A 25,765-nucleotide genomic window follows, 5' to 3' on the forward strand; every position below is an offset into this window, starting at 1 on the left:
TATAAGTCGCTATTATTGTCGATTTTTGTTGATAAGTCGATATATTGAAAAAATCGCTGATATAAATGGAGTTGCGCTGATATATTTGGGAAATCGCCGATATAAATGGAGTTGCGCCGATATATTCAGAAAATCGCCGATATAATTTCATTTACCAAAACGTTTCAATAGTAAAAAGATTTTTTCACATAATGAAATGTACATGTGATTGAATTTTCTGTATAATTTTCTTTGCGGAGGGGATACGCATGAGAAGATGGGGAATTGAGTTGTTAATTTTAAGTGTTGTTATTATTTGGGGGATTAACTATACAATTGCGAAGTATGGACTTTTAGAATTTACAGCAATTGAGTTTACTGCACTTCGCATGATGGCGGCGGCACCGCTTCTGTTACTCCTTACCTTTTTTATTGAAAAGTCGGTTTATATGGAGCGAAAGGATATACCTAGATTAATTATCGTTAGCATTGTAGGTATTGTACTGTATCAAACGTTATTTATGGAAACTGTCAAATATACATCCGCTACAAATGCCTCTTTACTCATTTCTATTTCACCTATTTTTACAACTGCATTTGCGATTTTCTTGAAACAAGAAAAGTTTTCTTCTCGAAAGTTAATCGGTTCTATGACTGCCTTTGTTGGTGCAGCATTAGTTTTAGTAGCAGGACATTCGCTTACTAGTTCTTTTTATGGCAATGGAATTGGACTGATTACATCAATATGCTGGGGGCTTTATCCTGTTTTAGCAGGACCATTAATTAAAAAATATTCAGCATTACGTGTTACAGCATGGTCTGCATTAGTGGGTGCGATTCCGCTATTATTGTTAAGTGGTCCACATGTGTTTGTCATGCCATTTCACATTACTCACGAAATGACACTATTTGCTTTACTATATTCTATTTTCTTTGTAACAGTATTTGGTCTAGTAATGTGGTATGTTGGTGTTCAAAAAATTGGGGCGTCACATACGATGGTATATATGTATATAACGCCGCTTGTAGCGGTTTTATTTGCAGCTGTCTGGGCAAATGAATATGTATCGTTTCAACAAATCATCGGTGGAATTATCATTTTTGTCGGTCTATGGTTTGTGAAATCGGAGAAAGTAAAAGTTCATTCTATTGCAGGGGAACCTATATCAAAATAGGAAAACAGATCACCTATGATCTGCTTTCCTATTTTTTTATTTTTGGTAAGAAGATGAGAAATAAGATAGCAGTAATAAGTGGAATTAAGTTTAAAAATGGAATACGGAAGAGTGTAATAAGAATAATACCTGGAAGAAGAACACCGAGGACAGCGTAAAAAATGCTATGGTTTTTCGTGTACCAATACAATGAAAGTCCAATAAGTGCAGGGATAATGAGGTGAATGAGAGCCATTAAAAAATAAATCATTAGACGCCCCCTTTATTTGTGTGCTTATTACATCATATCCGTATGTTCATAGATTGATATCATTTTTTTCATAAATGGACGAAAAAAGTTTGAAAAACCGTCACAAAATATGAGAATATGATGTTTGAAATCTTGTATAATATTATTTCCTAAAAATATTTAAACAACATAAACATACTGTTTATGTTGTTTTTAATTTGAGTGAAATGGATTTAAGGAATATGAATTTGAAAGAAATTTTTTGTTGGATAGATAAAAATTACTGAAGAGGAGAACAGCATGATTAGTATGTCATTAAGATCGTTTAAAATTCAATCGTATTATTTACTAGGTTTTCTTTTACTAGGCTGGATGTTAACGCCGTTTTCAGCTCATTTTCTAGGTGCTGGAATTGGGCTTATTGTAAGTATGTATTGCGTTTGGCTTTTAGGGAGACGAATTGAGAAGCTTGGAGATAGTATTGTAAAGAAGACGAAAGCACCGACACTCGGTATGTTTAACCGTTTTGCAGCTGCCATTTTGGGTGCTATTATTATGTACGAAATTGAGCACCACATGGTTATGTGGGCATTTGCAGTAGGGATTTTGGGTGGGTATTTCTTAATTGTTGTTAATTTAGGATACTATAGCATGAAAGATGAGAAAGAACTAACAAAGAGCTAAAAAAGGTAAAAGACTTCTTTTTAGATGGAATAGATGATCCAGCCACGGATAGAAGCGGTCAGGGACTTTTTTAGCCCCATACGATGTGAAACCCAGTAGGGATATAATGTATATATTCGAAGCTGTAATTTTATAATCTAGGTCACAGATGAAGAGATTAGCGTTTCACTTTATATAAGATATAGAAAGAAGCTTACGTTTTCACGTAAGCTTCTTTTTTATGTAAGTGTGTGTAACCGTTAAGCCGCATTGGGTTTTGTCGGTGAGTACGCGAAACTTTACGGTTACACGACACTTATTCATATGAGTAAAGGGTTATTCCAACAGAAAGTTTTAATTTAAGCGATTGGACCGCCTAAGTTAATAATGTCTTCAGATACGCTGTCGAACTTTTTGAAGTTAGCTTTGAATTCATTTGCAAGTTCGATTGCTTTTGCTTTGTAAGCAGCTTTATCAGCCCAAGTTTGTTCAGGCATTAACACTTCGTCAGGTACACCTGGTACGTGAAGTGGAACTTCAAGACCGAAGATGTCATGTTTAGCTGTTTCAGTTTTCGCAAGTTCACCGTTTAATGCAGCTTGAATCATTGCACGAGTGTAACCTAAGTTCATACGTTTACCAACGCCGTATTCGCCACCAGTCCAGCCAGTGTTTACTAAGAATACTTTCGCATCGTGTTTCTCAATTTTTTCACCAAGCATTTCAGCATAGCGAGATGCATCAAGTGGTAAGAATGGTGAACCGAAGCAAGTTGAGAATGTAGCTTGCGGAGAAGTAACACCGCGCTCTGTTCCTGCTAGTTTACTAGTGTAACCACTTAAGAAATGATACATAGCTTGTTCTTTTGATAACTTACTGATTGGAGGCAATACGCCAGATGCATCAGCAGTTAAGAAAATGATTGTATTTGGGTGTCCAGCAACACTTGGCAGTACGATATTGTCGATCGCATGCATAGGGTATGCAGCACGAGTATTTTCTGTTAAAGTAGTATCGTTATAGTCCGCGATACGCGTTTGGTCATTAATGATAACGTTTTCTAAAACAGATCCAAATGTGATTGCATCGAAAATTTGTGGTTCTTTCTCGTGAGAAAGGTTTACACATTTCGCGTAGCAACCGCCTTCAATATTGAATACACCGTTATCAGACCAACCGTGCTCATCATCACCAATTAATTTACGGTTTGGATCAGCAGATAATGTTGTTTTACCTGTTCCAGATAAACCGAAGAATAATGCTACATCGCCTTCTTCACCTACGTTTGCAGAACAGTGCATAGAAAGAATATCTTGTTCAGGTAATAAGAAGTTCATAATAGAGAAGATTGATTTTTTCATTTCTCCAGCGTATTCTGTACCACCAATTAATACGATGCGTTTTTCGAATGAAACCATAATGAATGCTTCAGAGTTTGTACCGTCAACAGCTGGATCAGCTTTGAAATTCGGTGCAGAAACAATTGTGAACTCTGATTCATGAGTCGTTAATTCTTCTTCAGTTGGACGAATGAATAATTGATGTACAAATAAATTGTGCCATGCATATTCGTTAATAACTTGAATTGGTAGGCGGTAATTGCGGTCAGCGCCTGCAAATCCTTTGAAGACGAATAACTCTTCTTTTTCTTTTAAGTATTCTAAAACTTTAGTATATAATTTATTAAAATGTTCTTCAGAAATCGGTTGGTTCACAGCTCCCCAAGCAATTTTGTCAGCAACCGATGCTTCTTTCACAATAAATTTATCTTTAGGAGAACGTCCTGTATATTTTCCTGTTGAAGCAGAAACGGCACCAGTAGAAGTTAATTTCCCTTCATTTCGCATTAATACTTTTTCCACTAACTGCGGAACACTTAGTTGAATCTGTGCATTGCTTCCGTTCAATAATTCGTGTAAACCAATTTGGACATTCACAGTACTCATATTTATATACCATCCTTTTCATTTAATGAAATATTTCTCGTAATCCCCAACAAGAGTATAACACAATTATATAAATAATGTATACTATTTATTTCTTTTTGTTTGTGTGAATGCATTATTTCCTTATTAATATTTCATTTCAGGCGTATTGAGAAAAACTTTCAGGAAAATGTGAATATTAATTGACAAATGAATATCATTTCTTTAGTATAGGTTGGGACGGATACTCTCTTATCCCGAGCTGGCGGAGGGACAGGCCCGATGAAGCCCAGCAACCTCACTTGTATTGATAAATGCAGGTGAATAGGTGCTAAAACCTGTGCGAGGCTACAGGTCTCGAACGATAAGAGCGAAGGGCAAAAAGCAGTATGCAAGTAGCAAATTAAACCTTTCCTCTATGTAAAGTAGGAAAGGTTTTTCTGTATGCTTGTGTGGGAGAATAAATGTATGTCGCAGTTTGTGGCAAATTAAGGATGAGTTCCGTACAATATATACAATTACTGTAGGGAGGTTTACCACATGACAAAAAAACGTCATCTGTTCACATCTGAGTCTGTAACTGAAGGACATCCAGATAAAATTTGTGACCAAATTTCTGATTCAATTTTAGATGCGATCTTATCAAAAGACGCAAATGCACGTGTAGCTTGTGAAACAACTGTAACAACTGGTTTAGTATTGGTAGCGGGGGAAATTACGACTTCTACTTACGTAGATATTCCGAAAATCGTTCGTGAAACAATTCAAGGCATTGGTTACACACGCGCAAAATACGGATTCGATGCAGAAACTTGTGCTGTTTTAACATCTATCGATGAGCAGTCTGCTGACATCGCTATGGGTGTTGACCAAGCGCTAGAAGCACGCGAAGGTCAAATGACTGACGCTGAGATTGAGGCAATTGGTGCAGGAGACCAAGGTTTAATGTTTGGTTTTGCATGTAATGAAACACAAGAATTAATGCCACTTCCAATCTCGCTTGCTCACAAATTAGCTCGCCGTTTAACTGAAGTACGTAAAGATGATACATTATCATACTTACGTCCAGATGGAAAAACGCAAGTTACAGTTGAGTATGATGAAAATGGTAAACCAGTACGTGTTGATACTATCGTAATTTCTACACAACATCATCCAGATGTTACATGGGAAGAAATCGATCGCGACTTAAAAGAGCACGTAATTAAAGCTGTAGTACCAGCAGAATTAATGGATGGAGAAACGAAATTCTTCATTAATCCAACTGGCCGCTTCGTAATTGGTGGACCACAAGGTGATGCTGGTTTAACAGGACGTAAAATCATCGTTGATACTTACGGTGGATACGCTCGCCACGGTGGCGGTGCATTCTCTGGTAAAGATGCAACAAAAGTTGACCGTTCTGCAGCATATGCAGCTCGTTATGTTGCGAAAAACATCGTAGCAGCTGGTCTTGCTGAAAAAGCAGAAGTACAACTTGCATACGCAATCGGTGTAGCACAACCAGTATCAATTTCAGTTGATACATTCGGCACTGGTAAAGTATCTGAAGACGTACTAGTAGAACTAGTTCGTAACAACTTCGATCTTCGCCCGGCTGGTATTATTAAAATGTTAGACTTACGTCGCCCAATTTACAAACAAACAGCAGCTTACGGCCACTTCGGACGTACTGATGTAGATCTATCATGGGAACGTACAGACAAAGCTGCAGCTTTAAAAGAGCAAGCTGGTCTATAATATATGAAAAAAAGCTTTGCGCGGTGAGCGCAAAGCTTTTTTTATTTATAATTACGTTGGAATAAAGCGAAGAGTTCAATGTCATGCCAAGTGCCGTTGCGGAATATAGCTTCTTTACAAGTTCCTTCATGTTGAAAACCAAGTGATTTATATAATTTAACTGCTCTATCGTTAAAAGAAAATACTCGTAAAGAAAGGCGATGTAAATTTAATTCTAAAAATGCATAATCCAATAATAGGGTTAAAGCTTCCTGCCCATAACCTTGCCCCCAGTAATCCTTTTTACCAATATCAATAATGCATTCAGCGTTTCGATTATACGAATCAATATGAATTAAAGAAGTAATACCAATTGGAAGATGCGTAGCTTTTTCTTCAATGATATAGCTCTTAGAGTTCGAAGAATGAATAAATTGCTGGCAAAGTTTTTCTGTGTCTTGAAAGGAATATTTATCAAGAGTGAGTGTAGTTGAACTCATAACGTCTATATCATTATGCCATTTATAATATGTTAGAATATCATCTTCGGAAAACTTTCGTAACTGGATACGGTTGGATTCAAACAATGTAAACACCCCTTTTGTATTTACTGGTTTTTGTTCATTATCTCAACACACGAACTACAATAAATTTGTCCTTCTAATTCAATATACTTTTTCATATTTGTCATGCCATTCGCCGGAAAGGGCATATGAATCCACGCTTTTTCATACGTTTGTATTTCTGTTTTACATGATTTACAAAAGATTGATTTCTTTTTGAACATATGTAATCAACCTTTCATTTGACGTGCTTTACTTGCGCAAAAGGCACTACTTAGTAAAAATAGTGTCGCGAATATAATGCTTACTAATGTAGCGTATGGAATTGCGCCTTTTAAGGAAAAGCCGACAGTGATTGAAGCGATGAATAAGAGGATAAATGTTGTTGTTAATTTTTTATAAAGTTCCATACTATGTAGACCTCCAATTTATTTTTTAGTACAAGTTTTAAAATTGAATTCTATTATGTAGAAAATATAAAGAGTAGCTAAAGATGTGTAGTCTAGGAGTATAAGAAAGTACACTTTCCTTTTTGTGGGTTAGTATACTTATATTGTATCATGGCGCATGATTGGCTTCATACATAATTGTGTAAAGGTATGTATGATAAAATGAAGAAAAGTCTTTAAGAAAGGAAAGATAAAAAATGAGTGTAACTGAACATAAAAAACAAGCTCCAAAAGAAGTGCGTTGCAAGATTGTTACGATTTCCGATACACGTACGGAAGAAACAGATAAGAGCGGACAACTATTACATGAATTGTTAAAAGAAGCGGGACATAAAGTAACTTCTTATGAAATTGTAAAAGATGATAAAGAAAGTATTCAGCAAGCGGTGTTAGCTGGTTATCATAAGGAAGATGTAGATGTTGTATTAACAAATGGCGGTACTGGTATTACGAAACGTGATGTCACAATTGAAGCAGTATCAGCGTTATTAGATAAAGAAATTGTTGGATTTGGTGAGCTGTTCCGTATGATTAGTTATTTAGAAGATATCGGAAGCAGCGCAATGTTAAGTAGAGCGATTGGTGGTACAATTGGGCGCAAAGTAGTCTTCTCGATGCCAGGGTCTAGCGGAGCGGTTCGACTTGCGATGAATAAATTAATTTTACCGGAATTAGGCCATATTACATTTGAGCTGCATCGCCAATGAGTAAGTGTGCTGGAATTGTATTAGCGGGCGGTATGTCGAGTAGATTTGGTGAGCCGAAAGCGTTAGCAATTTGGAAGGGAACTACTTTTGTTGAGCATATTGTGAAAGTGATGGGAACTACTTTGCAAGACATTGTAGTAATTAGCCATACTGATATAAAAGAGCGAGTAGAGCAATTCGTACAAGTTCCTGTTATAGAAGATATCCCGCACTATAAAGGAAATGGACCGCTTGCGGGCATTGTATCAGGTATGGAATACATAGAAGCAGATTGGTACGCTATTATGCCTTGCGATGCACCAAACGTTTCGCATCAATGGTTTGCCATTTTACTAGAGCAAACGAGCAATGAATATGATGCGGTTGTACCTATTATTAATGGAAGAAAACAACCGCTACTTGCGGCGTATCATAACCGCGTGAAAGAAAAGATTTATGCTTTACTTCAGGAAGAAAAAAGAAGTATGGGCCAGCTTTTATCACTATGTAATGTGAAGTATGTTTCTGGAGAAGATGTACAGGCGAATGCGGATTGGTTTATAAATGTAAATACGAAAGAAGAATATGTGCAGGCTCAAAAAGACCTTTCAAATGAATGAAAGGTTTTTTGATATACAGAATTGGGGAACAATTGCTGTATAAAGGTATGTGAGTAAGTTGATTTTAAGGGGAATTCTTAAAATCATTATACAGTTTAAAATACTGTATAACCATATATTAATTTTTATGGGTTTTTATTACAAGTCTGTTTAGTTATGTTTATTTTTGATATAATTAATATAGAAATAAAACAATGTTTAACCTTATGTATCATTTATTAAACTAAAATTTATGACCATGTAATAAACTCCCTTCGTTTTTTTGAAGGGAGTTTTTCTATTTAAGCAAGCAACTCTGATGCGTTATGCTGCAGGACTTCTTCATATTGGTTAAGCAAACCGTGAAAGATCTCATCCCAGCTCTTTGATTTCGCAAAAGATGAAGCTGCTATTCCCATCTGCTCAAGTTTTTCTTCATTTTGTAATAAAAAATAAATGGATGATAGAAATGCATCTTCATTTTTAGGCGGACAAAGAACTCCCGTTTTTCCATCTGTAATAATATTTTTAACCCCGCCACTATTTGCACCAATGACAGGTGTACCGCATGCGAGTGATTCAAGTACGACATTTCCGAATGTTTCAGTAGCTGATGGAAACACCATTATGTTAGAACAAGCATATGCTTCAGCTAAATCTGCACTTTGTAAATAGCCAGTAAAAGTGATATTTGTTTTTGGAACAGCTTCACGTAAACTTGTTGCTAGAGGACCGTCTCCTGCAATGAGCCAATGAATATCGTTTCGAGTATGTGCTGTTTTAACGATAAGGTGTTGCAGCGTATCAATATCTTTTTCAGGAGCAATTCGTCCAACATAGGAAAGGACATACTTCGCTGTAATATTATATTTTTTTCGGAATAGGTCTGTATTGTAAGCAGGATGAAAGAGTGTGCAATCTACACCACGTCCCCATATAGAGAGGGTCTGAAAGCCTTTGTTTTTTAATTGATGTAATGTTTCAAAGGAAGGTACAAAATTTTTTTGCATATGACTATGAAACCATTTTAAATAGTTCCACAGCATATTGGAGAGGAATTCGATTTTGTAATAACGTAAATAGGCATCGAAATCAGTATGATAAGAACCGACAACTGGGATGTTTAACTTTTTTGCATAATACAATCCACAAAGTCCCATGTTGAAAGGTGTGGCAATGTGAATAATGTCAGGTTTAAAGGAAAGTAGTTCTCGTTTAATGCGCGGAGTAGGAAAAGAAAAACGACATTCTGGATATAATATTGTTAACGGGATACTTCTCATCTTATTCACATTCGCTACAAAATTATCTTCAGCTGTATGCTGAGGAGCGAAAACAGAATAGGAGATCTGTTCTTTCTGAAAATATTGTGTTAATCGCTCTAACGTTTTCGCAACCCCGTTAACTTGTGGCGTAAAAGTATCGGTAAAAATGGCGACTCTCATCATATCACTCCTTTATGTGAAAAGTGGGATGAATTGATAAAAAGAGATGATGCCAGAGCAAGTGCCAAGGCACATACCGACGAATACATCTGACGGATAGTGAAGTCCTAAATAAATACGTGAAATACCGACGCATAATGCTAACGGTAATAGGAAAGCAAGTAAGCTTGGATTATAGCAAATAAATGGAATGAAGACAGAGAAAACGGCTGTTGTATGACCAGACGGGAAAGAGTGGTCTTTTAATGGATGGACTGGATATTTTGCATCCTGAATTGTTAAATAAGGACGTTTTCGCGGATACCACCTTTTTAATATTTGCACAGGAATATGGCTAATTGCTAACGAAATAGCAGTTGCAATTGCAGCTTGATGCAAAGTTCCCTTTGCGAAAATTAAAAAGAAAAGTGTGAGTGCGATGGAGAAAGTCGCGCCACCGATATGAGTAATATTGCTGAAAAAGATATTTAATGTTTTTTGATCAAAGTAGCGGTTAATTCCTCTGAAAATGTAACATTCTATTTTATATAATCCACTGACCTTCATGAAAATTCTCCTCCCTCATCTACATATATATGGAGATATTAGCTTTTATTTTAATAAGATTTTGTTGAGGGAGTAATAATGTTTTGTAAAGAAAAAGTTAGATTTTATATAAAAAAAGCTGCCAATCTTATGGCAGCGGAAATTTACTTCTGTAATGATTTATAATATTGACCTTTTTCAACGTATTGCGTGCGAATACGCTCCATATCTTTACGGTCTTCTTCTGTTAATTCACGAATGACTTTCGCGGGACGACCGAAAGCTAACGTGTTTGGTGGAATTTTCTTTCCTTGTGAAACGAGGCTTCCAGCGCCGATAAAAGCTCCTTCGCCAATTTCAGCACCATCTAATATAATAGATCCCATTCCAATTAAAGCATCTTTCTTAATATGGCAACTATGTAAAATGACTTGATGCCCAATTGTTACGTCGTTTTCTAAAATAAGAGGATACTGCGGGCTTTGGTGAAGTGTACATTGGTCTTGTACATTTACTCGGTCTCCAATGATTGTCGGTGACACATCACCACGGATGACTGTATTAAACCAAATACTTGATTCCTCGCCAACGGAAACATCGCCTGTAATCGTAACATAGTCAGCGATAAAAGCACTACTCGCAATTTTCGGTTTTTTTTCTTTGTAAGGATATATCATGTAAAGTCTTCCTTTCCTAGAGACTAGTTTTAGTGTATCAAATTATGAGAAAGAGTGAAATGGAGGAGAGCCGTATGTGGAATTATGAAGCGGAGGAAGCAAAAGCTGTCATTGTTATTGTGCACGGCGCAATGGAATATCACGGACGTTACGAAGCAGTTGCGGAAATGTGGAATCATATCGGCTACCACGTCGTGATGGGGGATCTTCCGTCACATGGAACGACTTCAAGAAATAGAGGACATATTGATTCATTTGATGAATACATAGAGGAAGTTAAATTATGGGTGAAAGAAGCAAGAAAGTATAGGTTACCTATTTTTCTATTCGGTCATAGTATGGGTGGTCTTATTGTCATTCGTATGATGCAAGAAACGAAGAGAGAAGATGTAGAAGGTATTATTTTGAGTTCGCCTTGTTTAGGGGTAGTGACTGGACCCTCTGCTCCGCTTCAATTTGCTTCAAGAATATTAAATGTTGTGGCTCCAAAATTGCAATTTGCAACGAATCTTACGGTGGAAATGTCAACACGTAACCATGAAGTGAGAGATGCAATGGAGAATGATTCTTTGTTCTTGCGCAAAGTATCAGTACGTTGGTATAGTGAATTGATTAAGTCTATCGAAATTGCTCATAAAAAAATAGATGATTTTCCAGATGTTCCGCTCTTGCTAATGCAAGCTTGTGAGGATAAACTTGTAGATAAAACACGTGTCCGCACTTGGTTTGATAATGTTAAAATAAGTGATAAGGCTTTTAAAGAATGGCCGAATTGTTATCACGAGCTATTAAATGAGTATGAGCGTGATGAAATTTTGAGTTATATTCAGTCATTTACTGAAATGCATGTCAATAATATAGTAAAAACAAACAAATAAATCATTATTTGTACATTTAATAGAGGAGATGAAGGAAGAAGTGAACGTACCGAGTAATCCCATAACGCTCATGGCGAAAGTATACCGTGATGTGTTTCCGGTTGTACACCATGAGCTAGCGATGTGGAAAGAGCGTGCCTACCATATTCCGAATGATGAGCTTCATAGTCAGGCAATCGCAAGTATTGAGCATAAAACGTTTCATTGTGAGGGCGGTGGCATTTTAGCTCTGCTAGCAAATGAACACCGAGAAGAATGTATTCGTTTTATCGTAGCGTATCAAACGATCAGCGACTATTTAGATAATTTATGTGATCGCAGTACATCACTTGATCCAAATGATTTTGCCGCACTGCATGAATCGATGTTAATGGCATTATCACCTGAAGTAGAAGGCGGCGGTAATTATTATCGTTATCGTGATGATCAAGATGATGGTGGTTATTTAGATGAACTTGTTGAAACATGCCAAGATGTTTTAAAGAAAACGAAGCACTATGACAAAATTGCTCCTGTTCTTCATGAACTTGCTTGTTATTATTGTGATTTACAAATTCATAAACATGTAAAATTAGAAGAAAGAGAACCACGATTACAAACGTGGTTTGAAGCACATAAAGAAAACTTACCTGAGATGAGTTGGTTTGAATTTTCAGCATGTGCCGGTTCTACACTTGGGATTTTCTGTCTTGTCGCATATGCATTTCATGATGAATTACATGATGAAGATATTGCGAAAATTAGACAAGGATACTTCCCTTACGTACAAGGACTTCACATTTTGCTGGATTATTTCATTGATCAAGAAGAAGACCGTATAGGCGGAGATTTGAATTTCTGTAGTTATTACGAAAACGAGCAAGCGATATTAGATCGGATGAAACACTTTGTAGAAGAAGCAGAGAAGAGCATTGGTGATTTGCCTCATGCGAAGTTTCATCGCCTTATAAGCCGAGGGTTACTTGGTATTTATTTATCAGATCAAAAAGTATCGGCACAAAAGAATATGCACAAAATGGCACGGCGCATTGTAAAGTACGGAGGCCTCACTTCACGATTCTTCTATTGGAACGGGAAGATGTACCGAAAGAAAACAGCGCAGTGATGAAGAAAACCACTCATGTAGAGTGGTTTTCTTTTCATTATGATTGTATTTTTGAAAATACATATATAAGAAGTTCAATCGCAAAAATCACTAATACAGATAATCCAAATAAAGGCATGACAGCGCCCAGTATAACCATCATGATAAAGAAAACGAATATACTGTTCTTATCTCTTTGTTTTGGAGGTGCTGCTAATTTTCCTTTCGGCTTTCTTGCTAACCACATTTTTACTCCGTAATAAATAAGAAGTAGTAGAGATAATGTTGTTAGTAAGCATAATATTTTATTTGGCCATCCAAATAAATGTCCTTCATGAAGCGGGATGCCGTAAGTGAACCATTGTGCAAGTAATCCATAATCACGATAGTCCGTTTTGGAAATAAGCTTTCCGCTATATTGATCAAAGTAAGCTGTTATCTCTTCATTTGGTGCAACATGCATACCTGTAATACCAGAACCGCTCGATTTCGAAACAGTGAATACACCTTTCGGATCAGCTGGTAGTGAGATAACGTATGGCTTCTTTATTTCAATTCCTTTTTGTAATTCATCGACAGAAATAGCTTTCGGTTCATTTGAATCCGATTCAGGAGGAGCTTCTTTTCTTGTTGCCCATGGCAATTCTTTTACCTTTGATTCAGGCGGCGCCATATACAATTTCGGATATCCGAGCGATTCATTCGACGACGCAATTTTATAAATTTGGTTACCCATAAATCCTGACCATGGCAATCCAGATGCGACTAGCAGAACGAGTGGAATTGTAAATATAATACCGATAATAGAATGACGTCGTTTTGCTTTTTCTCGCTTATTGGATGCTGGTGTGTTTTTGAACTGTCGTATACTCATATACAAACCAGTTACAATTAAAAAGATTGTCCAGCACGCCGCAAGTTCTACAGTATAGTTGATGACAGTGCCACCAACTAAAAGAGAACTATGTAATTCCCGCATTATATTGGCAAACGTTTCACTTGCGTTTTGATCTCCGACAATTTGATTATTGCTATCTAAATACACATACTTTTGTTGCCCTGTATATTCATTTGTAATCGTAAGTCTCGTATTATAATCCCCATTAAACTCACTAATTTTCGCCACGCTATAATGTGGATATTTTTTTTCTGTTAAGGAAATAGAATCAGCCATCGAAATAGATTCTGTTTGGGCGCTCTTCCCAAAATATAAATCTTTATAGATGAAATCTTCAACTTCCTCCCGAAATAAATACCCAATTCCGCTTAGTGACAACGTAATAAGAAGCGGCGTAATAAAAAGCCCAGCATAAAAATGCCAACGCCAAAAAATGTAATGAAGCGAACGATCTACTTTCATACTTTCAGTTCCCCTAACCTTCCCTATATGAATAACTACTTATTTAATATAGCGAGATTAAGTGTGATTACTTTGAAAGAATTGTGAAGAAAGTTAAAAGTTTGTGGGATTTTTATTAAACAGAAAACACATTTTAGAAGGAGTGTTTTTTATGTTTATGAAGATCTCTTTATATTTGATAAGTACATCCTAACAACCGCTTTCGCAAGACATTGAGAAGAATCAACAAAATCCTCACTAGCCACAACATTCAAATCAGTACATGCGATAATTGCGGTATCTACTTCATCCTTCAACTGCACAACGAGCGCGCTCCATAATTTGCGAGCTTCTTCAACTTCTCCGCTTTTAATATACATAATAATTTGATTAATCATCGTTTGCCATTTTTCATAATGAATGTATTCTATATTCCGCTTTGCAATCCCGTCTTGATAAATACCAGCTTGAACTGTCGCTTCCGTTGCAAGAAGAGCGACTCTTTTGGCAGTTTCAGGAATTGCTTGTAACGTTTCGTCAACTATATTTAAAATCGGGATAGAAAGAGAACGCTGTAATTCTTCAAAATAAAGATGCGCCGTATTGCACGGCATAGCGATAAAGCTTGCGCCAGTACTTTCAAGTTTTTGTGCTCCTTCAATAATTGCTTTTTTCATCGCTTCGTGATCAATAGGGCGATCCATGTAAAACGGTGTTGGGCATGAATAAATCATCATATGAGGAAAGTCCATATCATGCTTTGCTCCGTATATTGTTTGACACCCTGCTACAACTGTATCGACGAATGGTCCAGTTGATTTTGGCCCCATTCCTGCTAGTATTCCGATCATTGTGTCGTCTCCTTTAAGAATGTTTATATCCATTATATAGGAGAATAACAAAAAGACGTGCAATGAGTGCACGTCTTTTTTTGTTATGTTTTGTCGAATAATCGATATATCCGAGAAATCGTTGATATATTGTAAGTTATGATAGATATATCGAAAAAATCGTTGATATATCCCGAGTTACGATAGATATAATTGAAAAATCGTTGATATATTACCCCGCATTAACGGGCAGTAAAACTCCCACCTTAAAATTCGCCTGGAGCAAAGATGTTAGGTGGGAGATAAACTGCCCATAAATGCCCGATTGGTTCAACTAATAATCAGTGGGGATTCCCCCCCACTGATTAAAGTTTCACTTTATCGTTTCTCAATCGCCACAATAAATGGCGGATTATTTTGCTGGTTAATGAAGCCATATCGCAGTACGTGAGCTTGTTTTTGGTCTAGTTCTTCTGCAAATTTGAGAACAGCGTCGCGTTCTACTTGTCCTTCTGGGTGTCCGTGGTAAATGACGAGGACGATGATACCTTCAGGTGCCATTACTTCTAGTAATTGTTCAATTGCCGAAATTGTTGAGTTTGGTTTTGTAACGATATGCTTGTCACCGCCAGGAAGGTAACCTAAGTTGAAGATAGCGCCTGTTACTTTTCCTTTTGCGTCTTCTGGTAGTACGGATAGAAGTGTATCGTGACTATCGTGAACTAAAACAGTACGTTCAAAAAGTTCTTTTTCTTTTAGACGAGTTGTTGAGCTTTCAATCGCTTCTTTTTGAATATCAAATCCAAATACTTTTCCGCTATCCCCAACAATTTCAGCTAGGAAGCAAGTGTCATGACCATTTCCAAGTGTTGCATCTACAGCGTAGTCGCCTTCTTTAACAGCCGTTTGCAGCAGTGTGCGAGCAAACGGTAATACACGTTCTAATTTCATTGTTGTTTCTCCTCATTTGCATATTTTCCTTGCCAGCTTCCGCGGCGTACAAATTCTGCATCGATGGAATTTAATACTTCCCATTTATTTAAGCTCCACATTGGACCAATCATTAAATCAGGTGGGCCGTCACCTGTGATACGGTGCACAATTACGTCTTCTGGAATAATTTCAAGTTGGTCAACAACAAGACTTACGTAATCCTCAAGAGAAAGGAATTCGAGTTGTCCTTTTTCATATTGCTTCACCATTGGCGTTCCTTTTAATAAGTGAAGTAAGTGGATTTTAATTCCTTGTACATCAAGTTTCGCTACTTCACGAGCTGTTTCCATCATCATGTCGTAATCTTCAAGTGGAAGACCGTTAATAATATGAGAGCAAACTCTAATGCCGTGCTTACGTAATTTATTTACGCCTTCCACGTAAGACGGATAATCGTGAGCGCGATTAATAAGGTTTGCAGTGCGTTCATGAACGGTTTGTAGTCCAAGTTCAACCCAAAGATACGTACGTTTATTTAAGTCCGCTAAATATTCAACGACATCGTCTGGTAAACAATCTGGACGAGTTGCGATAGAAAGACCGACAACATCTTTTTCTGCTAGAAGCGGTTCGAATTTTTCTTTTAACACTTCAAGTGGTGCGTGTGTATTTGTGTACGCTTGGAAATAAGCGATACATTTTCCATCTTTCCACTTTGAGCGCATTTTTTCTTTCATTTCATGATATTGTGTTATAACATCATCGCGGCGATCACCAGCGAAGTCGCCAGATCCGGCAGCGCTGCAAAATGTACAACCACCGTAAGCAACTGTACCATCACGGTTCGGACAATCGAAGCCAGCATCTAATGAAACTTTAAAGATTTTTTCACCAAATTCATTTCGTAAATGGTAATTCCATGTATGATAACGTTTATTGTCGTTTGTATATGGAAAAGGGTTTTGAACCTTCATTATTTTCCCTCCTAAGCCGAGTCAAAATGAAACAAAATCCATTATAACATACTCATAAGGTAGAGATGGAAGGGACACACTAAAGGGGAATTGAAGCAAGGAGGGACAATTATGGCAGAGCGTCAATCACTTGAATCGTATATTACACAAGCGGAACAAGCGGTGGAATATGCAAAAGAACAATTAGAACAAGGCATGAGACAAGAGCATTACAATACGATGGAGTATTCAGATGCACAGTTACAATTAGAACAAGCGTATAACGATTTACAAACGATGCAACAACATGCGAATGATGAGCAACGTGAGCAATTAAATAGAGCGCGTATGGCAATTCGCCAATTGCAACATCAAATGATTATTACACCGCACTAATAAGGAGTGAATGTAATGGCGAAACGTTCAGATCAAAATAACCCAGAGCAAAAAACACAAAATGGACATAACGCTGAGTTTTCGAATGAACTTGATCCCATTGTTCAAGTAAAACAGCGTAATAGTAAAAAAGGACAACCTCAAAAATCAAAACAATCAGAGTAAACCAGGTCGAAATATGACCTGGTTTTATTTTGCTATATGACAATAGTGTAAGATTTCTGTAAGGTTTGCCGATAGTTGTAATTGTCCTTTTCCAGTAGAGTAAGGGAGGATTAAATTTTGGACAAGGAGCTGCTTTATGGGGAACAATATTACAAACAAACGAATTGATGAGTTAGATTACATTCGTGGCTTCGCATTACTGGGGATTATTTTAGTAAATATTTTAGCACTACTTAATATTAAAACTCCAGATCCTAATACAGTAGATGCTAGCTATCAAAGGTTTCTATACTTATTTGTAGAAGGTCGTTTCTTCTCGATTTTCTCATTCTTATTTGGAGTGGGATTCTATATCTTCATTACAAGAGCGATTGCGAAAGGGAAAAATGGATATGTTCTATTTTTCCGCCGCGTAGTTGCATTATTTATTTTTGGTTTGATTCATTACATGTTTCAGCCTGGAGAAGCGTTAACGTTATATGCAATTTGCGGATTAATCGTTTTACCGTTTTATAAAGCGAAAAAACAAGCGAACTTAGTAATTGGTCTTATTTTGACAATAGCCTTTAGTGTAATGGGTGTTAAAGAACTATTACCACTTGGTTTAATTTTATTAGGTCTTGCTGCAGGACAATATCGTGTATTTGAAAATCTTTCAAAAAACATAAAGCAAGTCGCTATTTTTACAGGCATTATGTTTGTTTTAAGTGTGGCAGCTGTATGGTATCAATATGGACACGTGCCTGCTGGCCCATTTGTAAATATGATATTGATGAATGAAGATGGAACAATGGATGCTGCAAGCCAGTTTCTAAAAATTGGTATTACTGTTGGACCAATTATTTCAGCTTTCTATGTAGGAGCATTAATTTTATTACTTCAGTTAAAACCAGTTCAAACATTATTAGCACCATTGAAATACTACGGTCGTATGGCTTTAACAAATTATATCGGACAAACGGCAATGATTTTAATTGCTGGTAGTGTATTTAACTTTGCAGGTAACTTAACATACATGCAGACGCTATATGTATGTATCGCAATTTATGCAATTCAAATTGTGTTTAGTGTAATTTGGATGAAAATCTTTAAAATGGGTCCATTAGAATGGGTTTGGCGTGTTATTACGTACTGGACGGTAACACCTTTAAAGAAATAAAGTGAAACTTTAATCAGTGGGCTGTTCCTTTCGCGGAACAGCCTATTTTTATTGTCATCTTTTGTCGATAAGTCGATATATTTTGGTAATCGCTGATAAAAGTGTAAGAATCGCCGATATATTTGAAAAATCGCTGATAAAAGTGTAAGAACCGCTGATATATTTTAACAATCGCCGATATAATTTCATTTACCGATTTACTATGTCGAAATGCGAACTAGTATGAAAAGCCAAACTTACACGCCCACCTTCTTTATATTACAAAAGTGTAAGGTAATTGTAATGTTAACAAATAGCAGTTCACTTCTAAAAAGCGCAAAATAGGTAATGGAAAAACAAGCGTAGGAGGATATATATGACGAAACCAGTTGTAGACGTGAAAAACGTTCAAAAAGTGTACGGTAAAAAAGGTGAGAACCAATCACACGCGTTAAAGGGTGTTTCATTCTCAATTCAAGAGGGTGAGTTTGTTGGAATTATGGGACCATCTGGTTCCGGTAAAACGACATTATTAAATGTAATTTCAACGTTAGATAAGGCAACGGGCGGCGTTGTTGAAATTGCGGGAACGGATATTACAAAAATGAAGCAAGGTGAGCTTTCAGATTTCCGTTCGCAAAAATTAGGATTTATCTTCCAAGATTTTAACTTATTAGAGAACTTATCTATTTATGAAAACATTGCACTTCCACTTTCTCTTCAAGGTGTCGCATCACGTAACATTGGACCAAAAGTCGAGAAAGTAGCGGATATGTTAGGAATTACAGAAATACTTCAAAAGTACCCATCTGAAGTATCCGGTGGGCAAAAGCAACGTTCGGCAGCAGCGCGTGCTTTAGTGCATGAGCCGGCAATTATTTTAGGGGACGAGCCAACAGGAGCGCTTGATTCTAAAAATGCAACGAGTTTACTTGATGCGATGACAAACTTAAATAAAGATCAAGGCGTATCGATTATGATGGTTACGCATGATCCATATAGTGCAAGTTACTGTCAGCGTATTTTATTCATTCAAGATGGTGAGCTATATAAAGAAATTCATCGCGGTGGTACGCGTGAAGAGTTCTACAAAGAAATTTTAGATGTACTTGCAGATTTAGGTACACAAAAGGCGTAAGAAAGGAGGTTCCAGTATGTTATTTAAACTTTCCATGTCGGGGCTGAAAAGTAAGCTGAAAGATTATATCGTCTTACTTGTCGGTCTTGTCATGTCGATTTCAATTTTTTACATGTTCCAAACGTTAGCACTGAATAAAGCATTTTTAGAATCTAATTCAGTGATTAAATCTATTGGATTCGTATTCCAAGCAGGATCATTTTTATTAGCAATTATAACGTTCTTCTACATTTTATATGCAAACTCTTTCTTATTATCTCTTCGTCAAAAAGAGTTCGGTATGTATATGATGTTAGGTGCGAAAAAACATAAAGTTACATTACTTATGTTTATTGAAACAATCGTATTAGGTGCTGCGTCTCTTGCAATCGGGATTGCAGTTGGAGTAGGACTTGCAGAAGGTATTGGACAGTTATTAATGAAACAGCTTGAATTTGCTGGTGAAGGGTATAAAGCATTTTATCTACCATCTATGACTGTTACTTGCATCTTCTTCTTTGCACTATTTGTATTATCAGCAATTATGAACAGTATTAAATTGTCACGTATTTCTGTATTGCAACTAGTACATGCAGATGCACAAACAGAGCGTGTTGCAGTAAAAGGTAAAAAGACAGTTGTAGTGGCATTCCTTGCTGTTATTTTATTAGGTATAGGTTATGCATCTATGATCTATATGGAAAAACTAAAAGAGATGGGAATCCTTATTGCATTAATTACAACGACAGCTGGTACTTACATGCTATTTGGCTCACTTCTTCCAGTCATTATTAAAAAGTTAAAAAGTAATAAAAAGCGTAGTGAAAAAGGACTTAATGCTTTTACATTTGCACAATTAAACTTCCGAATTAATAGTTTAACAAAAGTACTTGCAACAGTGGCAATGTTAGTTGCACTTGGAGCTGGTGCAATTTCAGGTGGTATGGCATTTAAAAATAACGTTATAAAAATGGTAGATGGTTTAGTAATATATGATTCAGTAGTTCATAATCCAACAGCTGAAGAAAAGAAAATTTTAGATGGTATTACATTTAAAGAGAAAAGCGAATATCGTTACAAAGTTGATGATAAATACGTTTACTATGTAAAAGAAGATTTAGAGAAAAATCGTCCTTTCGTAAAAGATATGGCAAAGATGAAGTCTATGAAGGATTTAGTAAATACGAAAAAAGTTTCAGAGGAACTACCGGTAGGTGCAGTTTCTAGAGAGATGAATCAAAAAGATGCGAATACTAAAGAACTTTCAGCGGAATGGACAGATGCTTTTAGTACAATCCATCCATATTATTTATACAATGATCATGCAATTAAAATTGTAGATCAAAAAATGTATGATGGGATAAATGGTAAAGAAGGTATAGCATTTATCGGAAAAACAGATGATTTTTTAACATATAAAAAAGAATGGAAAAAACTTGACGAGTTGCAGCTAGATAAATATAAAAATGTAAAAGCTGAACAAATGGATAGTAAATATCAAGCTTATAGTGGGTTCTATGGCATTGCGAGTGGAACAGTATTTATGGGATTCTTCCTTGGAATTGCGTTCTTAGCAATGATGGCAAGCTGTCTTATGTTTAAAATTCTTTCTGGTGCATCAAAAGATATTACGCGTTATCAAATGCTTCGTAAAATCGGTGTGCGCCGTGAGTTATTAACGAAATCGATTTATAAAGAGTTATTCTTAGTATTCTTATTCCCAGCAATTGTGGGTATCGCTCACGTATTAGTTGGTATGAATATTTTCGGATTTATTTTAATCGATCCGTACTTCCGTATTTGGATACCAATCGTAATTTTCGTAGTTATTTATGCGATTTATTACTTCATTACAGTTCAATTGTATAAAGGAATTGTTCTTCCGAAAGAAGATTAATAATAAAAACCGAGCAAAAACGCTCGGTTTTTATTATTTTCAGAAAAAACACTTTAATGTTACTGAAATGTATAATATAATGTAAGTAAGTAACGTAATATAAAAGTAGAAGTAGCTGTATAAGGAAAGGAGGAATCCAATCTGTAGAAAGAAGCTGAACTTTTATCCCCACATTTTTTTACCGCAACGTATTTATACAATCGTAAGTTTCCACATTGAAAGTTTTCAGAACCACCTGAGTATATTGTGAAAATAATGGATAACACATGGAAATCTCATAGCATGATAAGGTAAAATGGACAACATAATGAGAAAATTACCGTTCATAAGATGAGGAGAATACATGTATGGAAGTTGTAGAGGCATTAAAAGATATAAGCCAAATTGAGGCTATGAAAAAATATTTAAAAGAGCACTCCCAGCGAGATTATCTTTTATTTGTTATTGGAATTAACACAGGATTAAAAATTACAGAACTACTTAGCATGAAATTTGAAGATGTATTAAATGAAGACGGGACTGTTAAAGAGTTTTATGCTCTTCCTGTGAAAGATGAAAAATTTAAACAAGATATTTATTTAAATACAAAAGTAAAAGAAGCGCTTTTAGATTACGTACAATCTATTGGCGTTAAAAGAGAAAATTACGTATTCCAATCTAATAAAACGCCAAATTCAATTACGCGCCAACAAGCGTATCGTGTAATTCATAATGCTGCAGAAGCAGTTGGAGTTGTTGGTAAAATCGGAACGAATTCAATGCGAAAAACGTTCGGATTTCATGCGTACAAAAGAGGGATAGCGATTGCACTATTGCAAAAACATTTTCATCACGCGACTCCATCAGAGACACTAAAGTATTTAGGTATCTCAAAGGATGAGAGCTTTAAAACGGAGATTGATGTCGATTTATAAAAGCCGTAACTAAAAAATTAGGAGGCGGAAAATATGAATATTAGAGAGAGTGAACTGCCGGGTATTGGATGTAAGTTTGAAGTGATTACAAAAGGTAATGAAAAGATGGTTATCGTTATTCATGATGATGGCCGAAGAGAAATGTACCATTTTGATGCTGATCATGAAGAGAGTATTTCAAGCGTCTCTCTTCGTGATTCTGAAGCGAGACAAATTGCAGCTATATTGGGCGGAATGGTATATAGGCCACAAGCTTTAGATACGATTGAAATGGCTTTTGAGGGATTATCAATTGAGTGGTTTAAGGTGGAAAATAATGCACCAGTTGTACAAAAAACAATTGGTAGTTTACATGTTCGAAACACATATAACGTAACGATTATTGCCATTTTGAAAAAGAATATGAAGAAGTTCTTTAATCCAGGCCCAGATTCTATCATTGAAGCTGGCGATATGCTCGTATTATCAGGTGAAAGACATGAAGTGAAAAGAATTATTAATGAGTTGCTTTCAGTAGGAGGGGATTCATAATCGATGGATACTTTAATCTTTGAAGTTGGAACTGCGTTAGTATTAGTCGCTTTTGCAGCTATTCTCGCTGCAAAGTTAAAGTTCTCGATTATTCCGTTTCTTATTATACTCGGTATGCTAGTGGGGCCTCATGCCCCAGATTTAGGGCTTATCGATTTAAGATTTATTGAAAGTGGAGAAGTTATTTCCTTCCTCGGCCGTGTTGGCGTCATATTCCTCCTATTTTACTTAGGTTTAGAATTCTCAATTAAAAAATTAATTAAATCAGGAAAATCAATTGCTTTTGGGGGAACTGTTCATATATCGCTTAATTTTATATTAGGTTTACTTTACGGATATATAATGGGTTTCCCCTTATTAGAAACATTAATTATTGCTGGGATCATAACAATTTCATCGAGTGCAATTGTTGCGAAAGTAATTGTTGATTTAAGAAGATCTGGTAATAAAGAGACGGAGCTAATTTTAGGAATCATTATGTTTGATGATATTTTTTTAGCGGTATATTTATCAGTCGTTTCAGGATTAGTACTTGGAGGGGCAACATCATTTGTAGGTGCTCTTACATCTATTTTAATCGCAGTAGGTTATATGCTACTATTCTTTGTAGTTGCTAGAAAAGCTACACGGTTTTTAAATAAAATGTTAGATATTTCGTCCAATGAAATTTTTATTATTGTAATATTCGCTATTTTGTTCTTTGTAGCAGGATTTTCAGAAACGATTCATGTTGCAGAGGCAATTGGAGCATTATTACTAGGACTCGTTTTTTCTGAAACAGAGCATAGTGATCGAATTGAACAGCTTGTCGTTCCGTTTCGTGATTTCTTTGGAGCTATATTCTTTTTCAGCTTCGGTTTAAGTATAGACCCATTTTCACTTGGCGGAGCAGTGTGGTTGGCATTAGGAGCAGTTTTCATTACTCTTATCGGTAATTTTACTGCTGGAATGGTTGCGGGGCGTAAAGCTGGGTTATCGCATAAGGCTTCTACGAATATCGGTTTAACACTTGTATCACGCGGAGAATTTTCTATTATCGTCGCGAATATTGGAATTGCGGGTGGCTTAATGGCAGCGATTAAACCGTTCTCAGCTTTGTATGTTTTAATATTAGCATCGTTAGGACCTTTGTTAACGAAAGAATCTGGGAGAATATACTCGCTACTAGATAAGGTGTTTAAATGGAGTGCTAAAGAACGTGTGAAGCGAGAAAAGGAAGTTGGATAGTACAAATAAGGGTAGACTGCATGAAAATTTCATGCAGTCTACCCTTTTATATATTGTTACTGTTGTCGTTTTTTGTCGGTAAGTCGATATATTTTAATAATCGCTGATATATTTGTAGTTGCGCCGATATATTCTGATAATCGCTGATATAATCCAAGAAGCAACCAATATAAATTCATTTACCGACGAACTATTATCTGAATTTCATCAACTATTAATCAGTTGCCTTCCTATTTAAAAACGACTACAATTTTACTGTTATATATATGAACGAAAAAAATAGAATAGGAGGGGAAGCTATGCCAAGGAAAGTATGGCTATTAGTAGCTGGGATGATTATTAATGTCACGGGTGCTTCTTTTTTATGGCCTTTTAATACAATTTATTTACATGATCACTTGGGAAAATCTTTATCTGTGGCCGGAATGGTATTAATGATCAACTCGCTTACTGGTGTAATCGGAAACTTGCTCGGCGGTGTTTTATTTGATAAATGGGGCGGTTATAAATCAACTTTAGTAGGGATAGTGATTACACTTGTATCAATTTTAGGTCTTGTGTTCTTCCACGGTTGGCCGTTATATGTTGTATGGCTAGCGTTAATCGGCTTCGGTTCTGGAATGGTCTTCCCATCGATGTATGCGATGGTTGGTACGGTTTGGCCAGAAGGCGGAAGACGGGCATTTAATGCGATGTACGTTGGACAAAATGTTGGTATTGCGATTGGAACAGCATGTGGTGGATTAGTTGCATCGTATCGTTTTGATTATATTTTCTTAGCGAACTTTATTTTATACTTTGTTTTCTTCTTAATTGCTTTTATTGGATTTCGTGGTATGGAAGACAAGAAGGAGCCAGGAGTACAAAAAGAAGTGGAAATGAAAAAAGGTTGGTCACTTACACCTGGATTTAAAGCACTTCTTATCGTGTGTGTAGCATATGCTTTATGCTGGGTTACATACGTACAGTGGCAAGGAGCGATTGCAACACATATGCAAGAATTGAATATTAGCCTTCGTCACTATAGTTTATTATGGACGATAAACGGAGCAATGATTGTTTGTGCACAGCCACTTGTTAGTATGCTAATTCGCTGGATGAAGCGTTCTTTAAAACAGCAAATTATGATTGGAATCTTCATTTTTGCAGCTTCATTCATTGTGTTAAGTCAAGCGCAACAATTTACGATGTTCCTCGTTGCGATGGTAACATTAACAATAGGTGAGTTATTTGTATGGCCTGCGGTTCCAACGATTGCAAATATACTTGCACCAAAAGATAAATTAGGGTTTTATCAAGGGGTTGTAAATAGTGCGGCGACTGTAGGGAAAATGTTCGGGCCGGTCGTTGGCGGAGCAATTGTGGATTTATACAATATGGAAGTATTGTTTATAGCAATCATGGTAATGCTTGTAGTAGCGCTTATAGCAACGAGCATTTATGATAAACGAGTAAAAGTAGAAGAAACAGTTGAAGAAAAAATTGCAGTTTAGTTTGACGGAACATGTAACATGTTTTAGAATATATTTAAATAAAACAACCTTTAGAACAAGGGAGATAGCTCGGCTGTCTTAAGATGAATTCGTTAGTTATTAAGAGTAACGATTAACCGAGAAGTCCTCGCTTTAAGTAAGCTCTTAAGAGATACTAGGTGAAGGATAGTTTACGTAACTTATATGTGTAATAACAGTGAGAAGGAGTAGTAGTAATAGAAGCTGGTTTAGAGAGT

At 36.3% G+C, this 25,765-nt stretch carries 28 protein-coding genes, 1 riboswitch and 1 other annotated feature (1 of these 30 cut by a window edge); of the genes, 16 read left to right on the forward strand and 12 right to left on the reverse strand.

Features of this window, described 5'->3' with window-relative positions; all coding sequences use genetic code 11:
* Positions 1-248: 248 nt before the first annotated feature.
* A complete protein-coding gene (locus D1166_RS01975; RefSeq protein WP_001255413.1) occupies positions 249-1,154 on the forward strand; it encodes a DMT family transporter in 906 nt (301 codons plus the stop codon).
* Positions 1,155-1,182: 28 nt separating this feature from the next.
* Here the strand turns inward: D1166_RS01975 and D1166_RS01980 are convergent, their stop codons facing one another.
* Positions 1,183-1,404: a hypothetical protein gene (locus D1166_RS01980; RefSeq protein WP_000639042.1), complete on the reverse strand. Its 222-nt coding sequence runs from the start codon at positions 1,402-1,404 to the stop codon at positions 1,183-1,185.
* 279 nt (positions 1,405-1,683) lie between these two features.
* Between D1166_RS01980 and D1166_RS01985 the strand changes: the two genes are divergently transcribed.
* Positions 1,684-2,067, forward strand: coding sequence for an ATP synthase subunit I (locus tag D1166_RS01985; protein ID WP_000624933.1), 384 nt, complete (start codon positions 1,684-1,686; stop codon positions 2,065-2,067).
* 338 nt (positions 2,068-2,405) lie between these two features.
* On the opposite strand, the gene pckA is transcribed toward D1166_RS01985, so the two are convergent.
* Complete coding sequence (gene pckA / locus D1166_RS01990; protein ID WP_000108802.1) at positions 2,406-3,992, reverse strand: phosphoenolpyruvate carboxykinase (ATP); 1,587 nt, start codon at positions 3,990-3,992, stop codon at positions 2,406-2,408.
* A gap of 228 nt (positions 3,993-4,220) precedes the next feature.
* Positions 4,221-4,342: riboswitch (SAM riboswitch) on the forward strand.
* Between the two features lie 169 nt (positions 4,343-4,511).
* Between pckA and metK the strand changes: the two genes are divergently transcribed.
* Positions 4,512-5,711, forward strand: coding sequence for a methionine adenosyltransferase (gene metK, locus D1166_RS01995; RefSeq protein ID WP_000163123.1), 1,200 nt, complete (start codon positions 4,512-4,514; stop codon positions 5,709-5,711).
* A 41-nt stretch (positions 5,712-5,752) separates the two neighbouring features.
* Here the strand turns inward: metK and D1166_RS02000 are convergent, their stop codons facing one another.
* The 3 genes from D1166_RS02000 to D1166_RS02010 are packed head-to-tail and all read right to left on the reverse strand — an operon-like array spanning position 5,753 to position 6,663.
* Positions 5,753-6,277, reverse strand: coding sequence for a GNAT family N-acetyltransferase (locus D1166_RS02000; RefSeq protein WP_000464119.1), 525 nt, complete (start codon positions 6,275-6,277; stop codon positions 5,753-5,755).
* A gap of 20 nt (positions 6,278-6,297) precedes the next feature.
* Complete coding sequence (locus D1166_RS31670; protein ID WP_000473617.1) at positions 6,298-6,477, reverse strand: hypothetical protein; 180 nt, start codon at positions 6,475-6,477, stop codon at positions 6,298-6,300.
* 6 nt (positions 6,478-6,483) lie between these two features.
* Positions 6,484-6,663 (reverse strand): hypothetical protein, encoded by a 180-nt coding sequence (locus D1166_RS02010; RefSeq protein ID WP_000424800.1) that lies wholly within the window; start codon positions 6,661-6,663, stop codon positions 6,484-6,486.
* Positions 6,664-6,899: 236 nt separating this feature from the next.
* Between D1166_RS02010 and D1166_RS02015 the strand changes: the two genes are divergently transcribed.
* On the forward strand, positions 6,900-7,409 hold the full coding sequence (locus D1166_RS02015; RefSeq protein WP_000117124.1) for a MogA/MoaB family molybdenum cofactor biosynthesis protein: 510 nt from the start codon (positions 6,900-6,902) through the stop codon (positions 7,407-7,409).
* Positions 7,406-8,008, forward strand: coding sequence for a molybdenum cofactor guanylyltransferase (locus tag D1166_RS02020; protein ID WP_000030834.1), 603 nt, complete (start codon positions 7,406-7,408; stop codon positions 8,006-8,008). The genes D1166_RS02015 and D1166_RS02020 overlap by 4 nt, the downstream gene beginning before the upstream one ends.
* A 281-nt stretch (positions 8,009-8,289) precedes the next feature.
* Here the strand turns inward: D1166_RS02020 and D1166_RS02025 are convergent, their stop codons facing one another.
* The 3 genes from D1166_RS02025 to D1166_RS02035 all read right to left on the reverse strand — a co-directional run bounded on the left by D1166_RS02025 (position 8,290) and on the right by D1166_RS02035 (position 10,634).
* Positions 8,290-9,432: a glycosyltransferase family 4 protein gene (locus tag D1166_RS02025; RefSeq protein ID WP_061654614.1), complete on the reverse strand. Its 1,143-nt coding sequence runs from the start codon at positions 9,430-9,432 to the stop codon at positions 8,290-8,292.
* Between the two features lie 12 nt (positions 9,433-9,444).
* Positions 9,445-9,978, reverse strand: a complete 534-nt coding sequence (locus D1166_RS02030; protein WP_000868592.1) for a phosphatase PAP2 family protein — start codon at positions 9,976-9,978, stop codon at positions 9,445-9,447.
* A gap of 143 nt (positions 9,979-10,121) precedes the next feature.
* On the reverse strand, positions 10,122-10,634 hold the full coding sequence (locus tag D1166_RS02035; protein ID WP_000640186.1) for a gamma carbonic anhydrase: 513 nt from the start codon (positions 10,632-10,634) through the stop codon (positions 10,122-10,124).
* A 74-nt stretch (positions 10,635-10,708) separates the two neighbouring features.
* On the opposite strand from D1166_RS02035, the gene D1166_RS02040 reads away from it, so the two are divergent.
* Complete coding sequence (locus tag D1166_RS02040) at positions 10,709-11,512, forward strand: alpha/beta hydrolase (protein WP_000267424.1); 804 nt, start codon at positions 10,709-10,711, stop codon at positions 11,510-11,512.
* Positions 11,513-11,552: 40 nt separating this feature from the next.
* Positions 11,553-12,617 (forward strand): tetraprenyl-beta-curcumene synthase family protein, encoded by a 1,065-nt coding sequence (locus D1166_RS02045; protein ID WP_070757014.1) that lies wholly within the window; start codon positions 11,553-11,555, stop codon positions 12,615-12,617.
* 37 nt (positions 12,618-12,654) lie between these two features.
* On the opposite strand, the gene D1166_RS02050 is transcribed toward D1166_RS02045, so the two are convergent.
* From D1166_RS02050 to mnmL, 4 genes are all read right to left on the reverse strand, one after another.
* Positions 12,655-13,956 (reverse strand): PepSY-associated TM helix domain-containing protein, encoded by a 1,302-nt coding sequence (locus D1166_RS02050; protein WP_097855665.1) that lies wholly within the window; start codon positions 13,954-13,956, stop codon positions 12,655-12,657.
* Positions 13,957-14,111: 155 nt separating this feature from the next.
* The gene (locus D1166_RS02060; RefSeq protein ID WP_016110824.1) at positions 14,112-14,786 is read right to left on the reverse strand and encodes an aspartate/glutamate racemase family protein; all 675 of its coding nucleotides are present in this window, start codon (positions 14,784-14,786) and stop codon (positions 14,112-14,114) included.
* A gap of 357 nt (positions 14,787-15,143) precedes the next feature.
* Complete coding sequence (mnmM, locus tag D1166_RS02065; protein ID WP_000764497.1) at positions 15,144-15,716, reverse strand: tRNA 5-(aminomethyl)-2-thiouridylate-methyltransferase MnmM; 573 nt, start codon at positions 15,714-15,716, stop codon at positions 15,144-15,146.
* Complete coding sequence (mnmL, locus tag D1166_RS02070; protein WP_000868034.1) at positions 15,713-16,672, reverse strand: tRNA modification radical SAM protein MnmL/YtqA; 960 nt, start codon at positions 16,670-16,672, stop codon at positions 15,713-15,715. Before mnmL ends, mnmM begins: the two co-directional genes overlap by 4 nt.
* A 111-nt stretch (positions 16,673-16,783) precedes the next feature.
* Between mnmL and D1166_RS02075 the strand changes: the two genes are divergently transcribed.
* The 9 genes from D1166_RS02075 to D1166_RS02120 all read left to right on the forward strand — a co-directional run bounded on the left by D1166_RS02075 (position 16,784) and on the right by D1166_RS02120 (position 25,529).
* On the forward strand, positions 16,784-17,047 hold the full coding sequence (locus D1166_RS02075) for a YtzC family protein (RefSeq protein WP_000840871.1): 264 nt from the start codon (positions 16,784-16,786) through the stop codon (positions 17,045-17,047).
* A gap of 15 nt (positions 17,048-17,062) precedes the next feature.
* On the forward strand, positions 17,063-17,212 hold the full coding sequence (locus tag D1166_RS02080) for a hypothetical protein (protein ID WP_001129340.1): 150 nt from the start codon (positions 17,063-17,065) through the stop codon (positions 17,210-17,212).
* A 136-nt stretch (positions 17,213-17,348) separates the two neighbouring features.
* Positions 17,349-18,371: a DUF418 domain-containing protein gene (locus tag D1166_RS02085; RefSeq protein WP_000527734.1), complete on the forward strand. Its 1,023-nt coding sequence runs from the start codon at positions 17,349-17,351 to the stop codon at positions 18,369-18,371.
* 355 nt (positions 18,372-18,726) lie between these two features.
* Positions 18,727-19,488 (forward strand): ABC transporter ATP-binding protein, encoded by a 762-nt coding sequence (locus D1166_RS02090; protein WP_000165837.1) that lies wholly within the window; start codon positions 18,727-18,729, stop codon positions 19,486-19,488.
* Between the two features lie 16 nt (positions 19,489-19,504).
* Complete coding sequence (locus D1166_RS02095; protein WP_000897799.1) at positions 19,505-21,364, forward strand: FtsX-like permease family protein; 1,860 nt, start codon at positions 19,505-19,507, stop codon at positions 21,362-21,364.
* Positions 21,365-21,711: 347 nt separating this feature from the next.
* Complete coding sequence (locus D1166_RS02105) at positions 21,712-22,278, forward strand: tyrosine-type recombinase/integrase (protein WP_000454205.1); 567 nt, start codon at positions 21,712-21,714, stop codon at positions 22,276-22,278.
* Between the two features lie 33 nt (positions 22,279-22,311).
* Positions 22,312-22,809, forward strand: a complete 498-nt coding sequence (locus D1166_RS02110) for a cation:proton antiporter regulatory subunit (protein ID WP_001026053.1) — start codon at positions 22,312-22,314, stop codon at positions 22,807-22,809.
* 3 nt (positions 22,810-22,812) lie between these two features.
* Positions 22,813-24,036 carry a cation:proton antiporter gene (locus D1166_RS02115; RefSeq protein WP_000380174.1) on the forward strand — a complete coding sequence of 408 codons (1,224 nt, stop codon included), beginning with the start codon at positions 22,813-22,815 and terminating at the stop codon, positions 24,034-24,036.
* 299 nt (positions 24,037-24,335) lie between these two features.
* Positions 24,336-25,529 carry an MDR family MFS transporter gene (locus D1166_RS02120; RefSeq protein ID WP_001137554.1) on the forward strand — a complete coding sequence of 398 codons (1,194 nt, stop codon included), beginning with the start codon at positions 24,336-24,338 and terminating at the stop codon, positions 25,527-25,529.
* 187 nt (positions 25,530-25,716) lie between these two features.
* Positions 25,717-25,765: a binding site (T-box leader), on the forward strand (it continues 171 nt past the right edge of the window).

This window comes from Bacillus sp. ISO11, assembly GCF_003458115.1.
GTDB classification, from domain to species: domain Bacteria; phylum Bacillota; class Bacilli; order Bacillales; family Bacillaceae_G; genus Bacillus_A; species Bacillus_A cereus.

What these genes read in the sequence shown, in the direction of transcription:
- D1166_RS01975 (WP_001255413.1), top strand. Translation starts at nt 249, where the DNA reads ATGAGAAGATGGGGAATTGAGTTGTTAATTTTAAGTGTTGTTATTATT.
- D1166_RS01980 (WP_000639042.1), bottom strand. Translation starts at nt 1,404, where the DNA reads ATGATTTATTTTTTAATGGCTCTCATTCACCTCATTATCCCTGCACTT.
- D1166_RS01985 (WP_000624933.1), top strand. Translation starts at nt 1,684, where the DNA reads ATGATTAGTATGTCATTAAGATCGTTTAAAATTCAATCGTATTATTTA.
- pckA (WP_000108802.1), bottom strand. Translation starts at nt 3,992, where the DNA reads ATGAGTACTGTGAATGTCCAAATTGGTTTACACGAATTATTGAACGGA.
- metK (WP_000163123.1), top strand. Translation starts at nt 4,512, where the DNA reads ATGACAAAAAAACGTCATCTGTTCACATCTGAGTCTGTAACTGAAGGA.
- D1166_RS31670 (WP_000473617.1), bottom strand. Translation starts at nt 6,477, where the DNA reads ATGTTCAAAAAGAAATCAATCTTTTGTAAATCATGTAAAACAGAAATA.
- D1166_RS02010 (WP_000424800.1), bottom strand. Translation starts at nt 6,663, where the DNA reads ATGGAACTTTATAAAAAATTAACAACAACATTTATCCTCTTATTCATC.
- D1166_RS02015 (WP_000117124.1), top strand. Translation starts at nt 6,900, where the DNA reads ATGAGTGTAACTGAACATAAAAAACAAGCTCCAAAAGAAGTGCGTTGC.
- D1166_RS02020 (WP_000030834.1), top strand. Translation starts at nt 7,406, where the DNA reads ATGAGTAAGTGTGCTGGAATTGTATTAGCGGGCGGTATGTCGAGTAGA.
- D1166_RS02025 (WP_061654614.1), bottom strand. Translation starts at nt 9,432, where the DNA reads ATGAGAGTCGCCATTTTTACCGATACTTTTACGCCACAAGTTAACGGG.
- D1166_RS02030 (WP_000868592.1), bottom strand. Translation starts at nt 9,978, where the DNA reads ATGAAGGTCAGTGGATTATATAAAATAGAATGTTACATTTTCAGAGGA.
- D1166_RS02035 (WP_000640186.1), bottom strand. Translation starts at nt 10,634, where the DNA reads ATGATATATCCTTACAAAGAAAAAAAACCGAAAATTGCGAGTAGTGCT.
- D1166_RS02040 (WP_000267424.1), top strand. Translation starts at nt 10,709, where the DNA reads ATGTGGAATTATGAAGCGGAGGAAGCAAAAGCTGTCATTGTTATTGTG.
- D1166_RS02050 (WP_097855665.1), bottom strand. Translation starts at nt 13,956, where the DNA reads ATGAAAGTAGATCGTTCGCTTCATTACATTTTTTGGCGTTGGCATTTT.
- D1166_RS02060 (WP_016110824.1), bottom strand. Translation starts at nt 14,786, where the DNA reads ATGATCGGAATACTAGCAGGAATGGGGCCAAAATCAACTGGACCATTC.
- mnmM (WP_000764497.1), bottom strand. Translation starts at nt 15,716, where the DNA reads ATGAAATTAGAACGTGTATTACCGTTTGCTCGCACACTGCTGCAAACG.
- mnmL (WP_000868034.1), bottom strand. Translation starts at nt 16,672, where the DNA reads ATGAAGGTTCAAAACCCTTTTCCATATACAAACGACAATAAACGTTAT.
- D1166_RS02075 (WP_000840871.1), top strand. Translation starts at nt 16,784, where the DNA reads ATGGCAGAGCGTCAATCACTTGAATCGTATATTACACAAGCGGAACAA.
- D1166_RS02080 (WP_001129340.1), top strand. Translation starts at nt 17,063, where the DNA reads ATGGCGAAACGTTCAGATCAAAATAACCCAGAGCAAAAAACACAAAAT.
- D1166_RS02085 (WP_000527734.1), top strand. Translation starts at nt 17,349, where the DNA reads ATGGGGAACAATATTACAAACAAACGAATTGATGAGTTAGATTACATT.
- D1166_RS02090 (WP_000165837.1), top strand. Translation starts at nt 18,727, where the DNA reads ATGACGAAACCAGTTGTAGACGTGAAAAACGTTCAAAAAGTGTACGGT.
- D1166_RS02095 (WP_000897799.1), top strand. Translation starts at nt 19,505, where the DNA reads ATGTTATTTAAACTTTCCATGTCGGGGCTGAAAAGTAAGCTGAAAGAT.
- D1166_RS02105 (WP_000454205.1), top strand. Translation starts at nt 21,712, where the DNA reads ATGGAAGTTGTAGAGGCATTAAAAGATATAAGCCAAATTGAGGCTATG.
- D1166_RS02110 (WP_001026053.1), top strand. Translation starts at nt 22,312, where the DNA reads ATGAATATTAGAGAGAGTGAACTGCCGGGTATTGGATGTAAGTTTGAA.
- D1166_RS02115 (WP_000380174.1), top strand. Translation starts at nt 22,813, where the DNA reads ATGGATACTTTAATCTTTGAAGTTGGAACTGCGTTAGTATTAGTCGCT.
- D1166_RS02120 (WP_001137554.1), top strand. Translation starts at nt 24,336, where the DNA reads ATGCCAAGGAAAGTATGGCTATTAGTAGCTGGGATGATTATTAATGTC.